Genomic DNA, 17,862 nt, shown 5'->3' with positions numbered 1-17,862 from the left:
GCGCTAGGCTCCGCGCTTGGGCGTCGGCGGGACAGCCGGACGCGCCCCGCCCTCGGCGCCGCCCAGGGTCTTCACCAACTCGGCGACGCCGGCCACCGTGCCGGTCAGGCCGGCGAAGTCGGCCGGCACGATCACCGTCTTGGCGTTGGGCGAGCGGGCCAGGTCGCCGAAGGCTTCGACGTACTTCTGGGCGATGAAATAGTTGATGGCGTTGACGTCGCCCTTGGAGATGGCCTCCGACACGAAGGCCGTCGCCTTGGCCTCGGCCTCGGCCTCCCGTTCGCGGGCCTCGGCGTCGCGGAAGGCGGCTTCGCGGCGCCCCTCGGCCTGCAGGATGGCCGACTGCTTCTGGCCTTCGGCGCGGGCGATCTGGGCCTGCTTCTCGCCCTCGGCCTCGGTGATCACCGCGCGGCGCTCACGTTCGGCCTTCATCTGCCGGGCCATGGCGTTGGTGATGTCGGCCGGCGGCGTCAGGTCCTTGATCTCGATGCGCGCCACCTTGACCCCCCAGGGGTTGGTGGCGTGGTCGATGGTGGCCAGCAGCCGGGTGTTGATCAGGTCGCGCTGGCTGAGCACCTCGTCCAGCTCCATCGAGCCGACCACGGTGCGCAGGTTGGTCTGGGTCAGCTGGGTGATGGCGTACATCAGGTTGTCGACCCGGTAGGCGGCCTGCGAGGCCTCCATCACCTGAATGAAGACGATGGCGTCGACCTTCACCGAGACGTTGTCCTTGGTGATGACCTCCTGCTGGGGGACGTCCAGCACCTGCTCCATCATGTTCACCCGCCGGCCGATGCTCTCGACGAACGGGGTCAGGATGCTGATGCCGGGCTTCAGCGTGCGGGTGTAGCGGCCGAACCGCTCGACGGTGAACTCGCGCCCCTGGGGTACGATCTTGATAACGTTGACGACCAGGAAGATCGCCAGCGCCACGAGCACCAGCGGAACAAGGTAAGACAGCACTGGAGAGCCTCCCACAACCGATGGAAGCGACCCTAGCGCGTGGGTCAGTGGTCCGCCACGGATTCCGGCGCCGCTTGGTCGGAAGGCGGGCGAACCCGCATCGAACGGGCCAGCCTGGCCGCCAGGGTCCGCCCCTTGACGGCCGCCTGCTGCTCGGCCCGCAAGCTGGCCTCGCCGCATTCCGTGAACTCGCCCTGGCCGGCGGCGAAGCCGGTGTTGAACCTGTCGCGCAGCTGGGCGTCGAAGGCCTGGTCGGCCTTTTCCACGTCGGTCAGCCGCATCATGCGCGAGCGCCAGTACTGGTCGCCCGCCCCCTCGCAGACCTGTCGCAGGGCGTGGCTTTCACCCAGGGTGAAGGCCAGGTCGAGAAGGGTCTGGCGCTCCACCGGGCCTCGGTCCTGGGCCAGGGCCGAACCGGTTCCGACGAGAGCGGTCAAGGCGAGCAAGGCGTTGAGCGGCAGGCGTTTCATGGCCCGCACTATCTCCGCTGGCGGCTGTCCTGTCACCGGTCCACGCGCCTTGGGCGAACGGCTTGGCGAACCAAGACTCCGATAGGCCTTGCGAAGGCCTCGGATCGGAGCGACCCTGTGGATAACGTGGGGAACAACACGCGCAGGGAGGTCGTCATGGCTGAAGTGCATTACGGGGTGGTTCGCGTTGGAGAGACCTGGGCCATCATCGGCGACCAGCTTCGGGTTGGCGCCTACGCCACGCGCCGGCAGGCCGAGACCGCCGCCCGGCGCCTGGCCGAACAGGTCACGGGCGTGGGGCTTCCCGTCCGCATGCACCTGCAGGACGACACCGGACAGTTGCACAAGCCGACGCTGCTGAGCTGACGGCCCGCGACGGCGCCAGGCCGGCAGGAAACTGATCGCGTCGTCGCGCGCTTTGCTCCTGAAGAAGCTCGGCTGTTTTTCAGGAGGCGAACGTGGCCGATACCGCTGAATTGGCCCCCGTGGGTACAGTCCTGCCGCCGGGCTGCGCGGGCAACCGCCTGTTGGCCGCCTTGCGTCCCGGAGACCTGGCGATGCTGGCCCCGCACCTGTCGCCGCTGGCCCTGAGCACCGGCCAGACCCTGTTCGAGGCCGGCGAGGACGTCGCCACCACGGTCCTGCCCTGCTATTCGACCATGGCTTCGCTGCTGGTCGTGACGCGCGACGGCGACGAGATCGAGGTCGCCTCGATCGGTCGCGAGGGGGCCATCGGCGGCATCGTCAGCGCCGGCTTCAAGCCCGCCTACGGCCGCGCCGTGGTCCGCATCCCCGGCGCCGCCCTCAGCCTTCCCACCAACCGGCTGGAGGAGGCCAAGCTGCGCTCGCCGGCCCTGGCCGACCTGTTCGCCCGCTACGCCGACGTGCTGCTAGCCCAGATGATGCAGTCCTCGGCCTGCAACGCCCTGCACAGCATCGACCAGCGGATGTGCCGCTGGCTGCTGTCGACCCACGACCGGGCCAATGACGCCACGATCCGCCTGACCCAGGAGACCCTGGCCGACATGCTGGGCGTGCAGCGCACCACGGTCACCGCCGTGGCCAAGGCCCTGCAGGACGAGGGGCTGATCCGCACCGGCCGCGGCCGCATCGAGATCCTCGACCGGCCGCGCCTGGAACGCCGGGCCTGCGAGTGCCACGCCCAGGTCGAGGCGCACTTCCAGCGCATGCTGCCGGAGGTGAAGACCTGAGGCGCCGCGGCGGCTGGCGCTGCCCCTTGTGGGTCGCTTCGCGGTCAGGCAGGGGGCAAGTCAGTGGCCCACCAGCCCCGCCGTCCGCCCGATCGCCGCCTCCGCCTCGGCCATGATCCGGCGCACGATCTCGCCCGCCGGCAGCACGTCGCGGATCCCGCCGGCGCTCTGGCCCATGGCGAAGCACGACCGGTCGGGGTCCAGCCCCTCGACCTGGCCGCCGACGCCGCCCATGGCCCCGGCCTGGATCGAGACGATGGCCTGCTGCGGAAACGGCTGGATATCGGCCGGGCGAGCCTCCCAGTCGTCGACCCAGGCGTTCTTGCGCACCCGCATCGGCTTGCCCGAATAGGCGCGGGTGCGGACGGTGTCCTCGTCGGCCGCCGCCAGCACCGCCTGGCGATAGAGGTCGCCGGCGTGGGCCTCGGTTGAGGCGATGAACCGCGTGCCCATCCACACGCCCTGGGCGCCCAGGGCCAGGGCCGCCGCCAGGCCGCGTCCGTCGAACAGGCCGCCGGCGGCGATCACCGGGATGTCGACCGCGTCCACGGCCTGGGCGACCAGCGGCAGGGTCCCGACCAGGCCGGTATGGCCGCCACCTTCGCCGCCCTGGCAGATCACCGCGTCGCAGCCGGCCGCCTGCGCCCTGACCGCGTGCTTCACCGCCCCGCAGACGACCATGACCTTCAGTCCCGCCCCCTTCAGCGTCTCGATGATCGGCAGGGGCAGGCCCAGGCCGGCGACGAACGACGAGGCCCCGCCGGCGATGATCGCGTCGACCGAGGCCGTCAGGGCGTCGGGCGTGGCGGCCAGCAGGTCGACGCCGAAAGGCCTGTCGGTCAGGTCGCGGACCTGGGCCATCTGCAGGCGGATGAAGTCGGGACTGGTTCCGGCCATGCCCAGCACGCCGTAGCCGCCGGCGTTCGACACCGCGGCCGCCAGCGGGGCGTAGGACACCCCGCCCATGCCGGCCAGCAGGATCGGATGCTCGACGCCGAGCAGGTCGCATAGCGGAGTGCGCAGGGACATGGGGATCCTCCCGTCGTTTCCGGAAGGATGGGCGCTTCAGGCCTGGCGGCAAGCGTGCCGCGAGGGCAGGCCTAGTTGTTCAGTCCCGCGAGACGAACTCCGGCTGGACCTCGGCCTCCGACGTCCAGAAACAGGCCGCCATCGAGGTCAGGATCATCGCGATCAGGGCCAGCATGCCTCTGGGCGGGGCCAGGCCCACGATGTCTTGCGGCGTCATCCGTCGTTTCCTCCGACGACGCCCGGGTCTGAGGCCCAGGCTGTCCAGGAAACCTTCCCATCGACCGAACGGTTCCACAAGTCTCTAATTTATAAGGACATTTACTGGACTTCACGGTCCAGCTTTCCTCCCGCCGGCTTGTGCCCGCCCCTACCCGCCGAACCGCTCGAACGTGTCGGCGATGACCTGGCGCGTCACGTCCCACTCGACCATGGCCAGCGCCTCGTCCAGCGACACGAACCGGGCGTCGGCCGCGTCGTCGCCGGCCACCGGTTCGCCCGACACCCAGCGCGCGGCGTAGTCGATCATCACATAGTGCCGCGTCGTCTCGCCGGTCTCGCGCGAGGTGAACAGGCCGTCGACCACGTCGACCAGGCCCAGCAGCTCGGCCTGCACGCCGGTCTCCTCGGCCAGTTCGCGCAGGGCGGCGACGGCCGTGGTCTCGCCGCGTTCCAGCCGGCCGCCGGGCAAGCTCCATTGGCCCAGCCGCGGCGGCGTGCCGCGCTTGATCAACAGCACCTGGTCGCCGCGCAGGCAGACGACGCCGACGGTGGGGACGGGGCGCCCGGACGCGACAGGCGCGGACGAAGGAACGGCGGAAGCGGAAACCATGGCGCGTCAGATACGCCCGGCTCGGGCCGCGTCAAGCAACTGGGACGTCAAACTTTTCGGTTGTCATCCCGGACGAGCGCGCAGCGCGAAGATCCGGGACCGACTCGTGAACTCGGCGCTTCCCGCGGTCCCGGATCGGCGGCCCTTCGGACCTTGTCCGGGATGACAGTTGAGGAGTTCACGGAAACCCGGCCTTCAGGTCCAGGCTGGAACTGACCCCCACCTGGGTCACGCAATCGCCCAGCCAGTCGTCGGCGGCCTTGTATCCCCGCGCGCGCAGGTCGGTCAGGAAGCTCCATTCGGTGTCGAACTTGCTGCCCAGCGACAGGTCGGCCAGGGCTTTGTCGGCGGTGATGGCGTGCATCAGCATGCGCCGGTAGCGGCCCCGGGCGTTGTCCTTCAGGAGGCCTTCGTCCAGCAGCTTCCGCACGAATCCGATGGCCCGCAGCTCGCTGGCCAGGGCGGCGTTGAAGGTGATCTCGTTCAGCCGGTCCATGATCTCGCCCGGGGTCTTGGGCGTCTCGTCGCGGACGAACGGATTGAGGCTGACCAGCAGGATGTCGTCCGGCGTGTCGTCATAGAACAGCGGCCACAGCGGCGGATTGGCCAGGAACCCGCCGTCCCAATAGGGTTCGCCGTCGATCTCCACCGCCTGGAACACCTGGGGCAGGCAGGCGCTGGCCATGATGTGGCGGGCGGTCAGCTCGGTCTCGCGGAACACCTTGGCCCGGCTGGTGCGCACCTGGGTGGCGGCGATGTAGAGCTTGATCGGCGAGCGCTCGCGCAGCGCCTTGAAGTCGATCTCGCCCTCCAGGGCGTCGTGCAGCGGGTTCAGGTTGAACGGGTTGAACTCGTAGGGGCTCATCGACAGGGCGAAGGTCTCGGCCAGCCGCCAGCCGGGGCTGTTCTTGAGCCAGTCGGCCCCGCCGGCGAAGGCGTTGGTCCAGATGCTGGTGTCGCCGAACACGTTGCGGCCGCCGTTGCGGTTGACCTGTTTCCAGAACCGTTCCAGCCGGGCCTTGGCGCCGTCGCGGCCGCCGTCGATCAGGCCCTGGGCCAGGCAGACGGCGTTCATCGCCCCGGCCGAGGCGGCGGTCGCCGCCTGGATCTCCAGGCTCTCTTCCTCCAGCAGGCGGTCCAGCACGCCCCACTCGAACGCCCCGTGCGAGCCGCCGCCCTGCAGGGCCAGGGTGATGGGCCTGGGGCCGGCGGGCTTCTTCTTGAACGGAGGGATGGGCATGGGGACTCCTGTTCGAGACAACTGGACGCTTCCTCGCCCCCGACGTTGTCATCGCGGAAAGCGCATAGCGCTTGTCCGGGACCCAGGTGAGCCGCACCGCCTTCGCCCAGTCCCCTGGGTCCCGGACAGCCTCTGCGAGGCTTCCGGGATGACAACCGGCTTTTGGGCCTGACGCCCTACTACCGCTACTGCGCCGTCCAGCCGCCGTCGATGCTGAAGGCCGCGCCGTTGGCCGAGGCCCCGGCGTCGGAGACCAGGTACAGCAGCATGCCGTTCAACTGGTCGAAGGTGACGAACTGCTTGGTCGGCTGGGCGGCCAGGATCACGTCCTTCATCACCGCCTCCTCCGAGATCCCCCGAGCCTTGGCCTGATCGACGATCTGAGCCTCGACCAGCGGGGTCTTCACGAAGCCCGGACAGATGGCGTTACAGGTGATCCCGAAGGTGGCGGTTTCCAGCGCCACGGTCTTGGTCAGGCCCAGGATCCCGTGCTTGGCGGCGACATAGGCGCTCTTGAACGGCGAGGCGACCAGGCCGTGGGCCGAGGCGATGTTGACGATCCGCCCGCGCCCCTGCTCCTTCATGATCGGCACGGCCGCGCGGGTGGCGTGGAAGGCCGACGACAGGTTGATGGCGATGATCAGGTCCCACTGGTCGACCGGGAAGTCCTCGATCGGCGCCACGTGCTGGACGCCGGCGTTGTTGACCAGGATGTCCAGCTCGCCGAACTCGGCCTTGGCCGCCAGCACCATCTCGGCGATCTGGCCGGGCTTGGTCATGTCGGCGCCGTTGTAGAGCACCTCCACCCCATGCTTCTCGGCCAGTTCGGCGCGGGTCTTCTCGATGGCGGTCATCTCGCCCAGGCCATTGAGGACGATGTTGACGCCCTGGGCGGCCAGGGCGTCGGCCATGGCGTGGCCGATGCCGCTGGTCGAACCGGTCACGATCGCGACCTGACCCTGCAAACCGAAATCCACGGCCATCGGCGTCTCCCTGGGCTCAGCGCTCATAATGCTGCAACGCAACATACAGCTCGCACCCGCCCAAGTACACTGGCGATCCGCGAGCCTCTTTTATTTCACCGGTAGATGAAATCAGGGCTGGAGGCGAGCGAAAACCCAGTCGGCCGGCGTCGAGAGGTCGGCGCGGTATTTGTAGCCGTCCAGGTCGAAGGCCTTCAGGTCGTCGACGCGGTCGATCCGGTTGTCGATGGCGAAGCGGGCCATGCGGCCGCGGGCCTTCTTGGCGAAGAAGCCCAGCACCCGCAGGGCGTTGCCCTTCTCTTCCTTGAAGTGGCAGGTGACGGTCGGCAGCTTCAGGGCCTTGGCGTCGACGGCGCCGAAATATTCCTGGCTGGCCAGGTTCACCAGGGTCGGGTCGGCATGGTCCTGGGCGGCGGCGTTCAGGGTCTTGGCGATGGTCTCGCCCCAGAAGTCGTAGAGGTTGGCGCCTTTCTTGGTCTTCAGGCGCGTGCCCATCTCCAGCCGGTAGGCCTGCAGGGCGTCCAGCGGCCGCAGCACGCCGTACAGGCCCGACAGGATGCGAAGATGGTCCTGGGCCCAGTCCAGGGCGGGACGGTCCAGTTCACGCGCGTTCAGCCCGGCATAGACGTCGCCGTTGAAGGCGATCACCGCCTGCAGGCCGTCCTCGACCTGGGCGTCGAAGTCCTGGAACCGGGCGTGGTTCAGGGTCGCCAGCTTCTCGGAGATATGCATCAGCCGGCGCAGGTCGGCGACCGTCAGCTTGCGCGCCGCCTTGGCCAGCTCGGCGATCTGCGGCTTCAGCTCGGGCGTGGTCAGCGGCAGCACCTGGTCGGGCGCGGTGAAGTCCAGCGATTTGGCGGGGGAGATGACCATCAGCATGGCGGTGCAGATAGAGGCTTGGAAGGGCCAGGGCTAGTGCGGCGCTGGACAATGGCCTTGCCGGCCGCGATGTTGCCGATAGTAAAGCTTCGGGGGACGGCATGATTGATTTCGCAGCGGCCTGGCGTAGGGCGGGGCTGATGGCGATGTGCGTCGCGGTGATGGCCCTGGCCGGCTGCAAGGCGCCCGCCTTGGACCCCGAGACCGACGCCATGGCCCGCGCGGTCTACAGCGACCTGAGGACTCACTCGCCCGCGCTGAAGGCGAAGCTGGCGCCGGAGCTCATGACCCCGACGACCGACGCCGAAATCACCAAGGTGGAGGCGTATATTCCCACGGGCGAGCCTGGCCTGGGCAAGGCCGTAGGCTGGAACTATGTGTCCATGGTCGGCCAGGGCAAGACAGCCACCCTGAACCACGAGTACGACTATCCGGGCAAGGTCGTTCTGGCCCAGGTATCGCTCAAGCGCCCCGAAGGCGCCAAGGCCTGGACCGTCACGGGCTTCCACATCCAGACCGCCACGACGCAGGAGCTCAAGGCTCTCGACTTCTCGCTGATCGGCAAATCCCCGGTCCACTACATCTTTCTGACGGCGATGCTCGCCAGCTTCGGCCTGATGCTGGCCGCCGCGCTCAAGGTGGTCCGCACTCCAGGCCTCAAGCGCAAGTGGCTGTGGGTGATCGCCTCGGCGTTCTGTGTCCTGGGCTTCCAGATCAACTGGTTCAACGGCGCGGTAACCTGGAAATTGAACTTCGGGCTGATAAACGCCGGCGTGCTGAACGGGACGTCGCGTTTCGACCCCTGGATCCTGTTCTTCTCGTTGCCGTTGGGCGCGATCTTGATCCTGGCCGGCGTCTGGGCCAAACCCAAGGCCGCTCCGCCCGTGGACACCGCGTTCTGATGCCCCATACCCTTCCCACCGCCCTGGGCCTCCTAGCCGCCCTTCTCTGCCCGCTGGTGATGTTCGTGGGCCTGTTCCTGGTGATCCGCACGCCGGGCCTGAAATGGCGCATCGCCTGGGCGGTGCTGTGCTTCGTCGGGATCGGGGCGTTCTGGATGCGGGCGTCCACGGGCGAGTGGGGCTTCATGCCGGCGGCGATCAACCTGTTGGGTCCGGGCCAGCAGCCCGGTTTCTACAAGGCCACGATCCCGGTCGGCGCCCTGGCCTCGATCTTCGTGTGCGTCAGCGTCCGGCGCGCCCAACGGGCGGCCCTGGCGGCGAAACAGACCGACGACGCGGCTTAGAGCCCAGTCCGAAACCTAGAAAAGCACCCGCGGATTCATGATCCGCTTCGGGTCCAGGGCCGCGCGGACCGCGCGCAGGGCCTCGACCTCGACGGCGCTCTTGTAGCGCAGGGCCTCTTCCGACTTCATCGCCCCCAGGCCGTGCTCGGCGCTGATCGAGCCGTTCAGGCTGGCGACGATGTCGTGGACGATGCGCGCGCCCTCGTCGCGCAAGGCGTCGTGAGCGTCGTCGGAGCCGCCGTCGGCGCGCAGCACATCGTAGTGCACATTGCCGTCGCCGACATGGCCGAAGGCCACCACCCGCACGCCGGGCGACAGCCTTTCGACCGCCGCCGTGGCCCGGTCGATGAAGTCGGCCACCTTGGAGACCGGGACGGAAACATCGTGCTTCCAGGCCGCGCCCTCGAGCTTCTGGCCGCCGGACTGGTTCTCGCGCACCGCCCAGAAGGCGTGGGCCTGGGCTTGCGTCTGGGCGATGGCGGCGTCCTGGATCAGGCCGGCCTCCAGCGCCCCGGCCAACAGGCGCTCCAGGGCCGCCTCGGCCGCGCCGGGCTCGCCCGAGGCGGTCTCGACCAGCACGTACCAGGGATGCACGGCCTCCAGCGGCTCGCGCAGGCCGGGGATGTTCTTGAGGGCGAAGGCCACGCCCAGGCGGCTCATCAGCTCGAAGGCCTCGACCGCCCCGCCCGTCTCGTCCTTGGCGCGGGCCAGCAGGGCGATGGCGTCGTGCGGGGTCGCCACGGCGGCGATCCCCACGCTGCGCGAGGCCAGCAGGGGATGGAGCTTGAGGCTGGCGGCGGTGATGATCCCCAGCGTGCCCTCGGCCCCGATCAGCAGGTGCTTGAGGTCGTAGCCGGTGTTGTCCTTGCGCAGGCGCTTGAGGCCGTTCCAGACCTCGCCGTTGGGCAGCACCGCCTCGATCCCCAGGATCTGGTCGCGCATCACCCCATAGCGCAGCACGGCCGTGCCGCCGGCGTTGGTCGAGGCCAGGCCGCCGATGGTGCACGAGCCCTCGGAGGCCAAGCTTAGCGGAAAGCGGCGGTTGACCGACAGGGCGACCTCGTGGGCCTTGGCCAGGGTGACGCCGGCCTCCAGCACCATCACGTCGTCGAAGGCGTCGACATCGCGTACGACAGTCAGTTTCTCGGTGGAGAGCAGGATCTCGCCCCGCGGGATCTGGCCGGCGACCAGGCCTGTGTTGCCGCCCTGCGGGGTGATGGCCACGCCGTCGGCCGCGCAGATCCCGACCACCGCCGCGACCTCCGCCGTCGAGCGCGGCAGGGCCAGGAGCGGCGTCTCGCCGGTCCACCGTCCGCGCCATTCCTGGAGCTTGGGGGCCAACCGGTCGGGGTCCTGGCTCCAGCCGCCCTCGCCGAGCACGGCCTTCAGGCGGGACAGGGTGTCGGCGGGAACGGGCTTGGTCATGGCGGCGGAGGATACGCTTCCGGGCGGCCGGGGCATAGTATATACTCGATATATACCGGAGGCCGTCATGGGCATCTTCATCAAGAACCCCGAGACCGAGAAGGCCGTGCGCGAGATCGCCGCCCTGCGGGGCGAAACGATCACGGGGGTCATCGACGCCCTGGCGCGCGAGGCGCTGGAGCGGGAGACGCCGGCTCCGCCGAAACGACGCCCGACTCTCGCGGAAATGATGGCCGCGACCGACGAGTTTCGTCGCGCCGTCGGCCTGGACAAGCGCAAGCTCAACGTCACCAAGGCCGACTTCGACGAGTTGAACGAAATCCCCGGGCTCGAACTGCGCGATGACGCCCCGTGATCGTGGTCGACGCCTCGGCCCTGGTCGCGATCGGCGATCTCGAGGATGACGCGGAGCGTTTCGCCGACGCCATTTCCCGCGCCTCGGCGGCGGTCATCTCGCCGATCAACGCGGTCGAGGCCGGCCTCATCCTGATCGGTCGCCACCGCTTCGCCGACATCGCCGACTTCAATCGATGGCTTGCGAGGCTTGGCGTCGAAGTCAGCAGCGAGCCGGTGGATCATTCAGCAGCGCTGGCCGCCTATATGAGCTTTGGCCGCAACTATCATCGCGCGCGTCTCAACTTCGCCGACTGCTTCGCCTACGCCCTGGCCAAGTCGCTCGACGCGCCCCTGCTCTACAAGGGCGACGACTTTCCCATGACGGACGCGCCCTCGGCGCTGGGCTAGAGCATTTCCCGACCTGACTGCGTCAGACCTGGGCTCTAGACACTTGCTTTAACGCATTTTCTGACGACGAACCGGTGTCCACATCGTCGGAGAAAGACTCTAGATCTTGGCCCTAGGCAGGCCGCGAATGTCGCGCCAGTATTCCTCGGCGACGTCGGCGTCGATTTCCACGGCGGCGCCGCCGGGATAGAGCCGGTCGGCGCCGTCCTTGCGCGGACCCGAGATCCAAAAATGCTCCCCGGTCGCCTCGTCGAAGTAGTTGGCCTTGAAGCCCCGGCCGCCGAGCCCCAGGAAGGTGCGCCCGCCGTAATAGATCGACTTGCCAGTCTTGGAATAGGTCACGCGGCCAATGCGGGCCGGCCCATTCAGGCCCTGCGACTTGTCCTCGATGTACATGATCCGGGTCTTCATCGCGATCACCCCACGAACCCCGCCGCCCGGCGCAGGCGGTCATTGATCGCCTCGCCCAGGCCCTCGTCGGGGATCGGGGCGACGGCGATGGCGGAGGGCTTCACCCGGTCGGCGGCGCGGAGATAGGCGAACAGGTTGGCGGCCGCCTCGGCCAAGTCGCCGGAGGGGCTGAGGTTGAACACGCCCTCCCTTTCCGGCCATTCCCCGAAAGCCAGGAACGCCTCGCCGGCCTCGGGCGCCGCGGCGTCGATCCGCACCGGGGCGTCGGGCGCGTAGTGCAGGGCCAGGCGGCCGGGCGAGCGCCTGGCGTCGTTGTCGGCCTGCGCCAGGGGACCGACCACGGCCTCCAGCTGGGCGCGGGTCACCGCGCCGGGGCGCAGCAGGCGGACCGGGCCGTCGAGCACGGCGACGACCGTGGACTCCAGGCCGACCGCGCAGGGCCCGCCGTCCAGGGCGGCGGCGGCCTTGTCGCCGGTCTCGGCGAAGGCGTCGTCGAAGGTTGTGGGGCTGGGCCGGCCCGAGCGGTTGGCCGAGGGCGCGACCACCGCCCCCCCGAACGCCGCCAGCACGGCGCGCGACAAGGGGTGGCCCGGCACGCGGATGGCCACCGTGTCCAGCCCCGCCCGGGCCAGGTCGCAGACGGCGGCCGGATCGCGGATCGGGGCGACGATGGTCAGCGGACCGGGCCAGAACGCCTTCGCCAGGGCCCGGGCGCGGTCGTCGAAGGCGGCGATGCGGCCCGCCGCCTCCGCGTCGTGGACATGGGCGATCAGCGGGTTGAAGCGCGGGCGGCCCTTGGCCTCGAAGATCGCCGCCACGGCCGCGGGGTTCGAGGCGTCCGCGCCCAGGCCGTAGACGGTCTCGGTCGGCAGCAGCACCAGCCCGCCGTCGCGGAGGGCCCGGGCCGCGGCGTCTATTTCCGCTTGGCCGTGATGGCGAAGCTGACCTTCACCTTGCCGCTGATCTGATCCGTAGACGCCCATTCGCCCTGTCCAACCCCGAACGCCGTCCGGTCCAGGGTGGTTACACCGCGCGCCGTGGCCGTGTCGCCGTCGATCTTCAGGGTGAAGGGCAGGCTGACCGGCTTCCTGACACCGCGCAGGTCCAGCGTCCCGTCGGCGACGAACTTGCCCTCGCCGGTCTTGCGGAACTTGCTGGCCGTATAGGTCGCCTTGGGGTGGCTGGCCGTGTCGAAGAAATCCCCGCTGGGCAGGCTGGAGTCGCGCTGGTCGTCGCCGGTGGCGGCCGAGCCCATGTCGATGCTGACGGTCAGCTTCGAGCGGTCCAGGGCCTCGGGCGAGAACAGGATGTCGGCGGTCCAGCGCTTGAACTGGCCCTCGATGGCGTCGCCGGCCCAGGACGCCGTGAAGTTCAGGGTCGAGCCCTTGGCCACGGCCCAGGCGACGGGGTCCTTCAGGGCCTTGTCCGGTTCGGCCGGCGCGGCGGTCTCGGCCGGCGGGGCGACCGGGGTCGGCGCGGCGGTGGCGGCCTCGGCCGGAGGGGCCGGCTCGGCGCTCGGCGTTCCGGCCTGGGCGTCGGCGATGTCGGCCGGCGCGGCGGGGGCCTTGGCCTTCGGGGCCGGCTTGTACAGATAGCCCACCGCCACCACGGCGATCAGGCCGGCGGCGGCCAGCCAGGCGCGCGGCTCCAGCCAGCCCGGCCTGGCGCCCGGGGCCATGTGGCCCAGCACCTCGTCGCGGTCGAGGATCTGGTGCTTGGCCACCGCCCCAAGGTGCAGGGCCAGCAGCAGGTAGGTGGTCTTGACCAGCAGGCCGTGGCCGTTCTCGCCGATCTCGTGCCAGAGGTGCTTGGGACCCGCCGCCAGCTCGGGCAGGAACGGCAGGTGCGGCCAGGGGATCGCGCCGTACAGCACCGTCGGGATGGTCAGCTTGCTGGTCGAGACGATGATCCAGCCGGTGACCGGCAGGCCGATCATGATCACGTAGAAGGCCACGTGGACGATCTTGGAGGCGAGGGTCTCCCAGCGCGGCTGGGTCGCCGGATGCGGCGGCGGCCGATGGGTCAGCCGCCAGGCCAGGCGCGCCAGGCTGAGCAGCAGGATCGTAATGCCGATCGACTTGTGCAGCTGGAAGATGGCGTAGGTGGCCGGCCCCTTGGGCTCGTCGCCCATCCGCCAGCCCAGGATGACCTGGAAGATGATGGCGGCGGCGATCAGCCAGTGCAGGAGGATGGCGACGGTCGTGTAGCGAACGGGACGACCCGCCGCCGAAGGGGTTTCGACAGGCGCTTCGGCGGTCATGGTCGTCCTCGTCTCAACTCTAGTGCGCTGGCTCCACCGTCCGGTGGGTCCGGCCCTCGTCCTTCGACAAGCTCAGGATGAGGGCTACTTTAGCGGTTCAGTAGAAATCCTCATCCTGAGCTTGTCGAAGGACGAGGATTTCGGACCAAGGCCGCCTCCCACCAAAACCCTACTTCTTCGGATTGAACTCGGCTTCGATCTCCAGGTCGACCTCGTCGCTGACCATCGGCACGAGGTGGCTGAAGCCGAAGTCCGAGCGCTTGATCTTGCCCGTGGCCGAGAAGCCCATGATCTGCGAGCCGAACGGGGTCTTGGCGTAGCCGTTGTACTTGACGTCCAGGGTGACCGGCTTGGTCACGCCTCGGAAGGTCAGGTCGCCGGTCAGCTTGCCCGGCTCGACCTTCGTCGAGACGAAGGTGATCTTCGGATACTGGGTCCCGTTGAAGAACTTCGCGTCGGTGCCGATTTCCTTGTCGAAGTCCGGCAGGCCCGTATCGACCTTGGTGGCGTCGATGGTGATCGACACCTTGGTGTTCAGCGGCTTGGCCGGGTCGTAGGCGTACGAGCCGTCGATGGCGCCCTGGGCGAAGCGGAAGGTGTAGTGCGACGTGCCGAAGTGCGTGACCTTCATCGTCAGGCTGGCGTGGCGCTTGTCGAGCGTCCAGGTTCCGGCGGGGGCGGCGGCCGGATCGGTCGCCACCTGGGCGGAGGCCACGACCGGAAGGGCGGCGGCGGACGCGGTCAGAAGAGCGCCGGCCAGAAGGGCGGAGGCGAAGCGGCGGTTCATGGCGCGTTTCATGAGGGGACAGTCTCCAAACTGTAATAGCATCGGTTGCTGAACCCCCAACTTAGGAAGCTTGGCCCGGGGATGAAGAGGCCGCCCTTCACGAAGCCGTGATCAGAGCGACTTTGCAAGGCGCGTCGCGACATCTAAACGAAGTTCAGTTGAGCCCGCCAGATCGGACCGATCCCATGACCTACCGCGCACCCGTCCGCGACCTCGCCTTCGCCCTGAAGCACGTGGCCGGGTTCGACCGCCTGGCCGCCGCCTTCCCGGAGGCGGACGCCGACACGGTGGAGGCCGTTCTGGAGGCGGCCGGGGTGTTCGCCAGCGAGATCCTGGCCCCGCTCAACCGGGCCGGCGACCTGGTCGGCGCGAAACTCGAAAACGGCGTGGTCCGCGCCGCGCCCGGCTTCGCCGACGCCTACCGCCAGTTCGCGCAAGGCGGCTGGACCAGCCTGGCGGCGGCGCCCGAGCACGGCGGCCAGGGCCTGCCCAAGACCCTGGAGGTCGCGGTGCTGGAAATGGTCCAGGCCGCCAACATGGCCTTCGGCCTGTGCCCGATGCTGAGCCTGGGGGCCATCGAGGCCCTGGCCCATCACGGCTCCGACCGCCAGAAGGCGCTCTACCTGCCCCGCCTGGTGTCGGGCGAGTGGACCGGCACCATGAACCTGACCGAGCCCCAGGCCGGCTCGGACCTGGGCGCCCTGACCACCCTGGCCACCCCGGACGGCGACGGCGGCTACACCCTGACCGGCCAGAAGATCTTCATCACCTGGGGCGACCACGACGCGGCCGACAACATCCTGCACCTGGTGCTGGCCCGCACGCCCGACGCCCCGCCCGGCGTCAAGGGCATCTCGCTGTTCCTGGCCCCCAAGGTGATGGTCGACGAGGCCGGCGGCCTGGGCGCCGCCAACGCCCTGCGGGTCGGCGGGCTGGAGCACAAGCTGGGCATCCACGGCTCGCCCACCTGCGTGATGCTGTACGAGGGCGCCAGGGCCGAGCTGGTCGGCCAGCTGGGATCGGGCCTGGCCCACATGTTCACGATGATGAACGCCGCGCGGCTGCAGGTCGGGGCGCAAGGGACGGCCATCGCCGAGCGGGCTTACCAGCAGGCGCTGGACTTCTCGCTGGAGCGCGCGCAAGGCCGCTCGGCCTGGACCGGGGTCCATCCCGCGCGCCTCTACGACCATCCCGACATCCGCAAGACCCTGGTGCTGATGAAGGCCAAGATCGAGGCGGCGCGCGGGATCTGCCTGTCCACCGCCGTGGCCGCCGACCTCTCCACCCACGCCGCCACCCAGGAAGAGCGCGAGACCGCCAAGCTGCGCGAGGAGTTGCTGACCCCGATCGCCAAGGCCTGGTCCACCGACGTCGGCGTCGAGGTCGCCTCCCAGGGGGTGCAGGTGCACGGCGGCATGGGCTTCATCGAGGAGACCGGCGCGGCCCAGCACTATCGCGACGCCCGCATCGCCCCGATCTACGAGGGCGCCAACGGCATCCAGGCCATCGACCTGATCGGCCGCAAGCTTCCCCTGTCGGAAGGCCAGGCGATCGCCGACCTGATGGACGACATGCGCGACACCCAGGAGACCCTGGAGGCGGCCGGCGGCGCGCTGGGCGGCTTCGCCCTGCGCTTCAAGGCGGCCCTGGACGCGGCCGGCTCGGCCACGGCCTGGCTGATCGAGCGCCGGGCCCGGGCGATGCCGGACGCCCTGTCGGGCGCCACCGCCTATCTGAAGCTGCTGGGCGACACGGTCGGCGGCTGGATGCTGGCCAAGGGCGCCCTGGCCGAGCCGCAAGGCCTGCGGCTGGCCCTGGCCCGGGTCTATGGCGAGACCGTGCTGGCGACCGTGCCGGGACAGGTCGCGGCGGTGACGGGGGGGGCCGCGGACCTGGAAGGCGTGACGCCGGAGATGCTTGGGGCGTGACCCCCTCCGGCCCTTCGGGCCACCTCCCCCAGAGGGGGAGGATCTGGTCGGTCGCCGCACCGCGTAGCTGCTCCCCCTCCGGGGGAGCTGTCGCGAAGCGGCTGAGGGGGTCTCCCCCACGCAAAGAAAAAGGGCGGCTCCTCGCGGAGCCGCCCTCTTCGTAATCCCTGGGCGGGACCCTACAGCTGGCCCAGCATGTAGTCGGCCGACGAGACCTTGAATTCCCCGCCCTCTTCAATGTTCAGAGTCTCGACCACCCCGTCCTTGGCGATCAGCGAGTAGCGCTGCGAGCGCAGGCCCATGCCGAACTTGCTGCCGTCGAACTCCAGGCCGACGGCCCGGGTGAACTCGCCGTTGCCGTCGGCCAGCAGCAGCACCTCGTCGGTGATGCCCTGGTCGGCGCCCCAGGCCTTCATCACGAACAGATCGTTGACCGAGACGCAGGCGATCGTGTCGACGCCCTTGGCCTTCAGTTCGGCGGCCTTCTCCTTGAAGCCCGGCAGGTGCTTGGCCGAGCAGGTCGGGGTGAAGGCGCCGGGGACGGCGAACAGGGCCACGGTCTTGCCCTTGAACAGCTCGTCGGTCGTGACCGGAGCCGGGCCCTCGGCCGTGCTGGTCATGAAAGTCGCCGAAGGAAGCGTGTCGCCAACCTTGATCGCCATGTGCGGTGTCCTGTGGGTTGTCCGGGAAATGGATAACGCGCGTTGAGCGCGCGTCACCGAGATAAAGGCCCCGAAGCGGATCGCCAAGCGAAGGTTGGACTTGAAACCGACGCGTTCCAACCCGATCCTCTGATCATGGACACGTCGCGCAAGGATCCCGAAGTCGACAACCCGAAGGGCGGGCAGGACGGCTTCCTCGCCGGACACATGCTGGTGGCCATGCCCGGCATCGAGGACCCGCGCTTCGAGCGCGCCGTGCTGTACGTCTGCGCCCACGACGCCGAACAGGCCATGGGCCTGGCGGTCAACCGCCCGGTCGAGGGCCTGACCCTGTTCGAGTTGCTCAGCAATCTGGGGATCGCGCCCGAGATCGAGGCTGGCGGCGACCTGGTGATGCTGGGCGGCCCGGTCGAGCGCGAGCGCGGCTTCGTGCTGCACACCGACGACTATGTCTCGCCGGACTCCACGGTGCCGGTGGCCGACGGCCTGGCCCTGACCGTGACCCGCGACGCCCTGGACGCCCTGGGCAGCAAGATCCGCCGGCCACGGCACGCCATCCTGGCCCTGGGCTATTCCGGCTGGGGCCCCGGCCAGCTGGAACAGGAACTGCGCGACAATGTCTGGCTGATCTGCGACGCCGACGAGGCCCTGCTGTTCGGCGACGACTACGACAACAAATGGACCATGGCCCTGGCCAAGATCGGGGTCACGGCCGATCACCTGTCGTCGCAGGCGGGGCGGGCCTAACAACCTCGGAATACACAGTCTTTACTATGTAAAGTAGTACAGATTGAC

At 69.2% G+C, this 17,862-nt stretch carries 22 protein-coding genes and 1 pseudogene; 8 read left to right on the top strand and 15 right to left on the bottom strand.

From position 1 onward, the window contains the following. Positions 1-3: 3 nt before the first annotated feature. On the bottom strand, positions 4-960 hold the full coding sequence (locus AC07NX_RS13200) for an SPFH domain-containing protein (protein WP_494642490.1): 957 nt from the start codon (positions 958-960) through the stop codon (positions 4-6). 47 nt (positions 961-1,007) lie between these two features. Then, the gene (locus tag AC07NX_RS13195; protein ID WP_494642326.1) at positions 1,008-1,433 is read right to left on the bottom strand and encodes a TIGR02301 family protein; all 426 of its coding nucleotides are present in this window, start codon (positions 1,431-1,433) and stop codon (positions 1,008-1,010) included. Between the two features lie 156 nt (positions 1,434-1,589). Between AC07NX_RS13195 and AC07NX_RS13190 the strand changes: the two genes are divergently transcribed. Both AC07NX_RS13190 and AC07NX_RS13185 read left to right on the top strand, forming a co-directional pair. Then, complete coding sequence (locus tag AC07NX_RS13190; RefSeq protein WP_035076813.1) at positions 1,590-1,799, top strand: hypothetical protein; 210 nt, start codon at positions 1,590-1,592, stop codon at positions 1,797-1,799. Positions 1,800-1,891: 92 nt separating this feature from the next. Continuing rightward, positions 1,892-2,644, top strand: coding sequence for a Crp/Fnr family transcriptional regulator (locus AC07NX_RS13185; RefSeq protein ID WP_494642324.1), 753 nt, complete (start codon positions 1,892-1,894; stop codon positions 2,642-2,644). Positions 2,645-2,704: 60 nt separating this feature from the next. Here the strand turns inward: AC07NX_RS13185 and AC07NX_RS13180 are convergent, their stop codons facing one another. From AC07NX_RS13180 to yaaA, 6 genes are all read right to left on the bottom strand, one after another. Further along, a complete protein-coding gene (locus AC07NX_RS13180) occupies positions 2,705-3,673 on the bottom strand; it encodes an NAD(P)H-dependent flavin oxidoreductase (protein ID WP_494642322.1) in 969 nt (322 codons plus the stop codon). A 79-nt stretch (positions 3,674-3,752) separates the two neighbouring features. Beyond that, positions 3,753-3,890, bottom strand: coding sequence for a hypothetical protein (locus AC07NX_RS13175; protein ID WP_167337049.1), 138 nt, complete (start codon positions 3,888-3,890; stop codon positions 3,753-3,755). Between the two features lie 150 nt (positions 3,891-4,040). Continuing rightward, positions 4,041-4,502 carry an NUDIX hydrolase gene (locus AC07NX_RS13170; protein WP_494642320.1) on the bottom strand — a complete coding sequence of 154 codons (462 nt, stop codon included), beginning with the start codon at positions 4,500-4,502 and terminating at the stop codon, positions 4,041-4,043. A 178-nt stretch (positions 4,503-4,680) separates the two neighbouring features. Then, on the bottom strand, positions 4,681-5,742 hold the full coding sequence (locus tag AC07NX_RS13165; RefSeq protein WP_494642318.1) for a patatin-like phospholipase family protein: 1,062 nt from the start codon (positions 5,740-5,742) through the stop codon (positions 4,681-4,683). A gap of 185 nt (positions 5,743-5,927) precedes the next feature. Beyond that, on the bottom strand, positions 5,928-6,725 hold the full coding sequence (locus tag AC07NX_RS13160; RefSeq protein WP_494642317.1) for a 3-hydroxybutyrate dehydrogenase: 798 nt from the start codon (positions 6,723-6,725) through the stop codon (positions 5,928-5,930). A 111-nt stretch (positions 6,726-6,836) separates the two neighbouring features. Next, the gene (gene yaaA / locus AC07NX_RS13155) at positions 6,837-7,604 is read right to left on the bottom strand and encodes a peroxide stress protein YaaA (protein ID WP_494642315.1); all 768 of its coding nucleotides are present in this window, start codon (positions 7,602-7,604) and stop codon (positions 6,837-6,839) included. Positions 7,605-7,705: 101 nt separating this feature from the next. Between yaaA and AC07NX_RS13150 the strand changes: the two genes are divergently transcribed. Then, positions 7,706-8,506: a hypothetical protein gene (locus AC07NX_RS13150; protein WP_494642314.1), complete on the top strand. Its 801-nt coding sequence runs from the start codon at positions 7,706-7,708 to the stop codon at positions 8,504-8,506. Next, complete coding sequence (locus AC07NX_RS13145) at positions 8,506-8,850, top strand: hypothetical protein (protein WP_494642312.1); 345 nt, start codon at positions 8,506-8,508, stop codon at positions 8,848-8,850. The genes AC07NX_RS13150 and AC07NX_RS13145 overlap by 1 nt, the downstream gene beginning before the upstream one ends. A gap of 15 nt (positions 8,851-8,865) precedes the next feature. On the opposite strand, the gene AC07NX_RS13140 is transcribed toward AC07NX_RS13145, so the two are convergent. After that, entirely contained in the window at positions 8,866-10,275 is a 1,410-nt protein-coding gene (locus AC07NX_RS13140) for an FAD-binding oxidoreductase (protein ID WP_494642310.1), read from the bottom strand. A 67-nt stretch (positions 10,276-10,342) separates the two neighbouring features. Here AC07NX_RS13140 and AC07NX_RS13135 point away from each other — a divergent pair, with 67 nt between their 5' ends. Together AC07NX_RS13135 and AC07NX_RS13130 are read left to right on the top strand one after the other, a co-directional pair. Beyond that, positions 10,343-10,630 carry a type II toxin-antitoxin system VapB family antitoxin gene (locus tag AC07NX_RS13135; RefSeq protein ID WP_494642309.1) on the top strand — a complete coding sequence of 96 codons (288 nt, stop codon included), beginning with the start codon at positions 10,343-10,345 and terminating at the stop codon, positions 10,628-10,630. Further along, positions 10,627-11,019, top strand: a complete 393-nt coding sequence (locus tag AC07NX_RS13130; protein ID WP_494642307.1) for a type II toxin-antitoxin system VapC family toxin — start codon at positions 10,627-10,629, stop codon at positions 11,017-11,019. The genes AC07NX_RS13135 and AC07NX_RS13130 overlap by 4 nt, the downstream gene beginning before the upstream one ends. Before the next feature lie 99 nt (positions 11,020-11,118). On the opposite strand, the gene AC07NX_RS13125 is transcribed toward AC07NX_RS13130, so the two are convergent. The 5 genes and pseudogenes from AC07NX_RS13125 to AC07NX_RS13105 form a co-directional block, all read right to left on the bottom strand. Continuing rightward, complete coding sequence (locus AC07NX_RS13125) at positions 11,119-11,430, bottom strand: 1-deoxy-D-xylulose-5-phosphate synthase (RefSeq protein WP_494642306.1); 312 nt, start codon at positions 11,428-11,430, stop codon at positions 11,119-11,121. Positions 11,431-11,435: 5 nt separating this feature from the next. After that, positions 11,436-12,413, bottom strand: a complete 978-nt coding sequence (locus AC07NX_RS13120; RefSeq protein WP_494642304.1) for an L-threonylcarbamoyladenylate synthase — start codon at positions 12,411-12,413, stop codon at positions 11,436-11,438. Next, on the bottom strand, positions 12,344-13,690 hold the full coding sequence (locus AC07NX_RS13115; protein WP_494642302.1) for a YceI family protein: 1,347 nt from the start codon (positions 13,688-13,690) through the stop codon (positions 12,344-12,346). Before AC07NX_RS13115 ends, AC07NX_RS13120 begins: the two co-directional genes overlap by 70 nt. Positions 13,691-13,743: 53 nt before the next feature. After that, a pseudogene (locus AC07NX_RS13110) lies at positions 13,744-13,829 on the bottom strand (hypothetical protein); the annotation flags it as partial. A 30-nt stretch (positions 13,830-13,859) separates the two neighbouring features. Then, complete coding sequence (locus AC07NX_RS13105) at positions 13,860-14,489, bottom strand: YceI family protein (RefSeq protein ID WP_494642301.1); 630 nt, start codon at positions 14,487-14,489, stop codon at positions 13,860-13,862. A 173-nt stretch (positions 14,490-14,662) separates the two neighbouring features. On the opposite strand from AC07NX_RS13105, the gene AC07NX_RS13100 reads away from it, so the two are divergent. Beyond that, positions 14,663-16,405 carry an acyl-CoA dehydrogenase gene (locus AC07NX_RS13100; RefSeq protein ID WP_494642300.1) on the top strand — a complete coding sequence of 581 codons (1,743 nt, stop codon included), beginning with the start codon at positions 14,663-14,665 and terminating at the stop codon, positions 16,403-16,405. 179 nt (positions 16,406-16,584) lie between these two features. Here AC07NX_RS13100 and AC07NX_RS13095 read toward each other — a convergent pair whose 3' ends face one another. After that, positions 16,585-17,067 carry a peroxiredoxin gene (locus AC07NX_RS13095; RefSeq protein WP_494642299.1) on the bottom strand — a complete coding sequence of 161 codons (483 nt, stop codon included), beginning with the start codon at positions 17,065-17,067 and terminating at the stop codon, positions 16,585-16,587. Positions 17,068-17,202: 135 nt separating this feature from the next. On the opposite strand from AC07NX_RS13095, the gene AC07NX_RS13090 reads away from it, so the two are divergent. Further along, a complete protein-coding gene (locus AC07NX_RS13090; protein ID WP_494642298.1) occupies positions 17,203-17,814 on the top strand; it encodes a YqgE/AlgH family protein in 612 nt (203 codons plus the stop codon). Positions 17,815-17,862 lie beyond the last annotated feature (48 nt).

The sequence above is a fragment of the Caulobacter sp. GW821-FHT09A05 genome (assembly GCF_059418465.1).
This window is presented reverse-complemented; position numbering and strand designations above follow the sequence as displayed.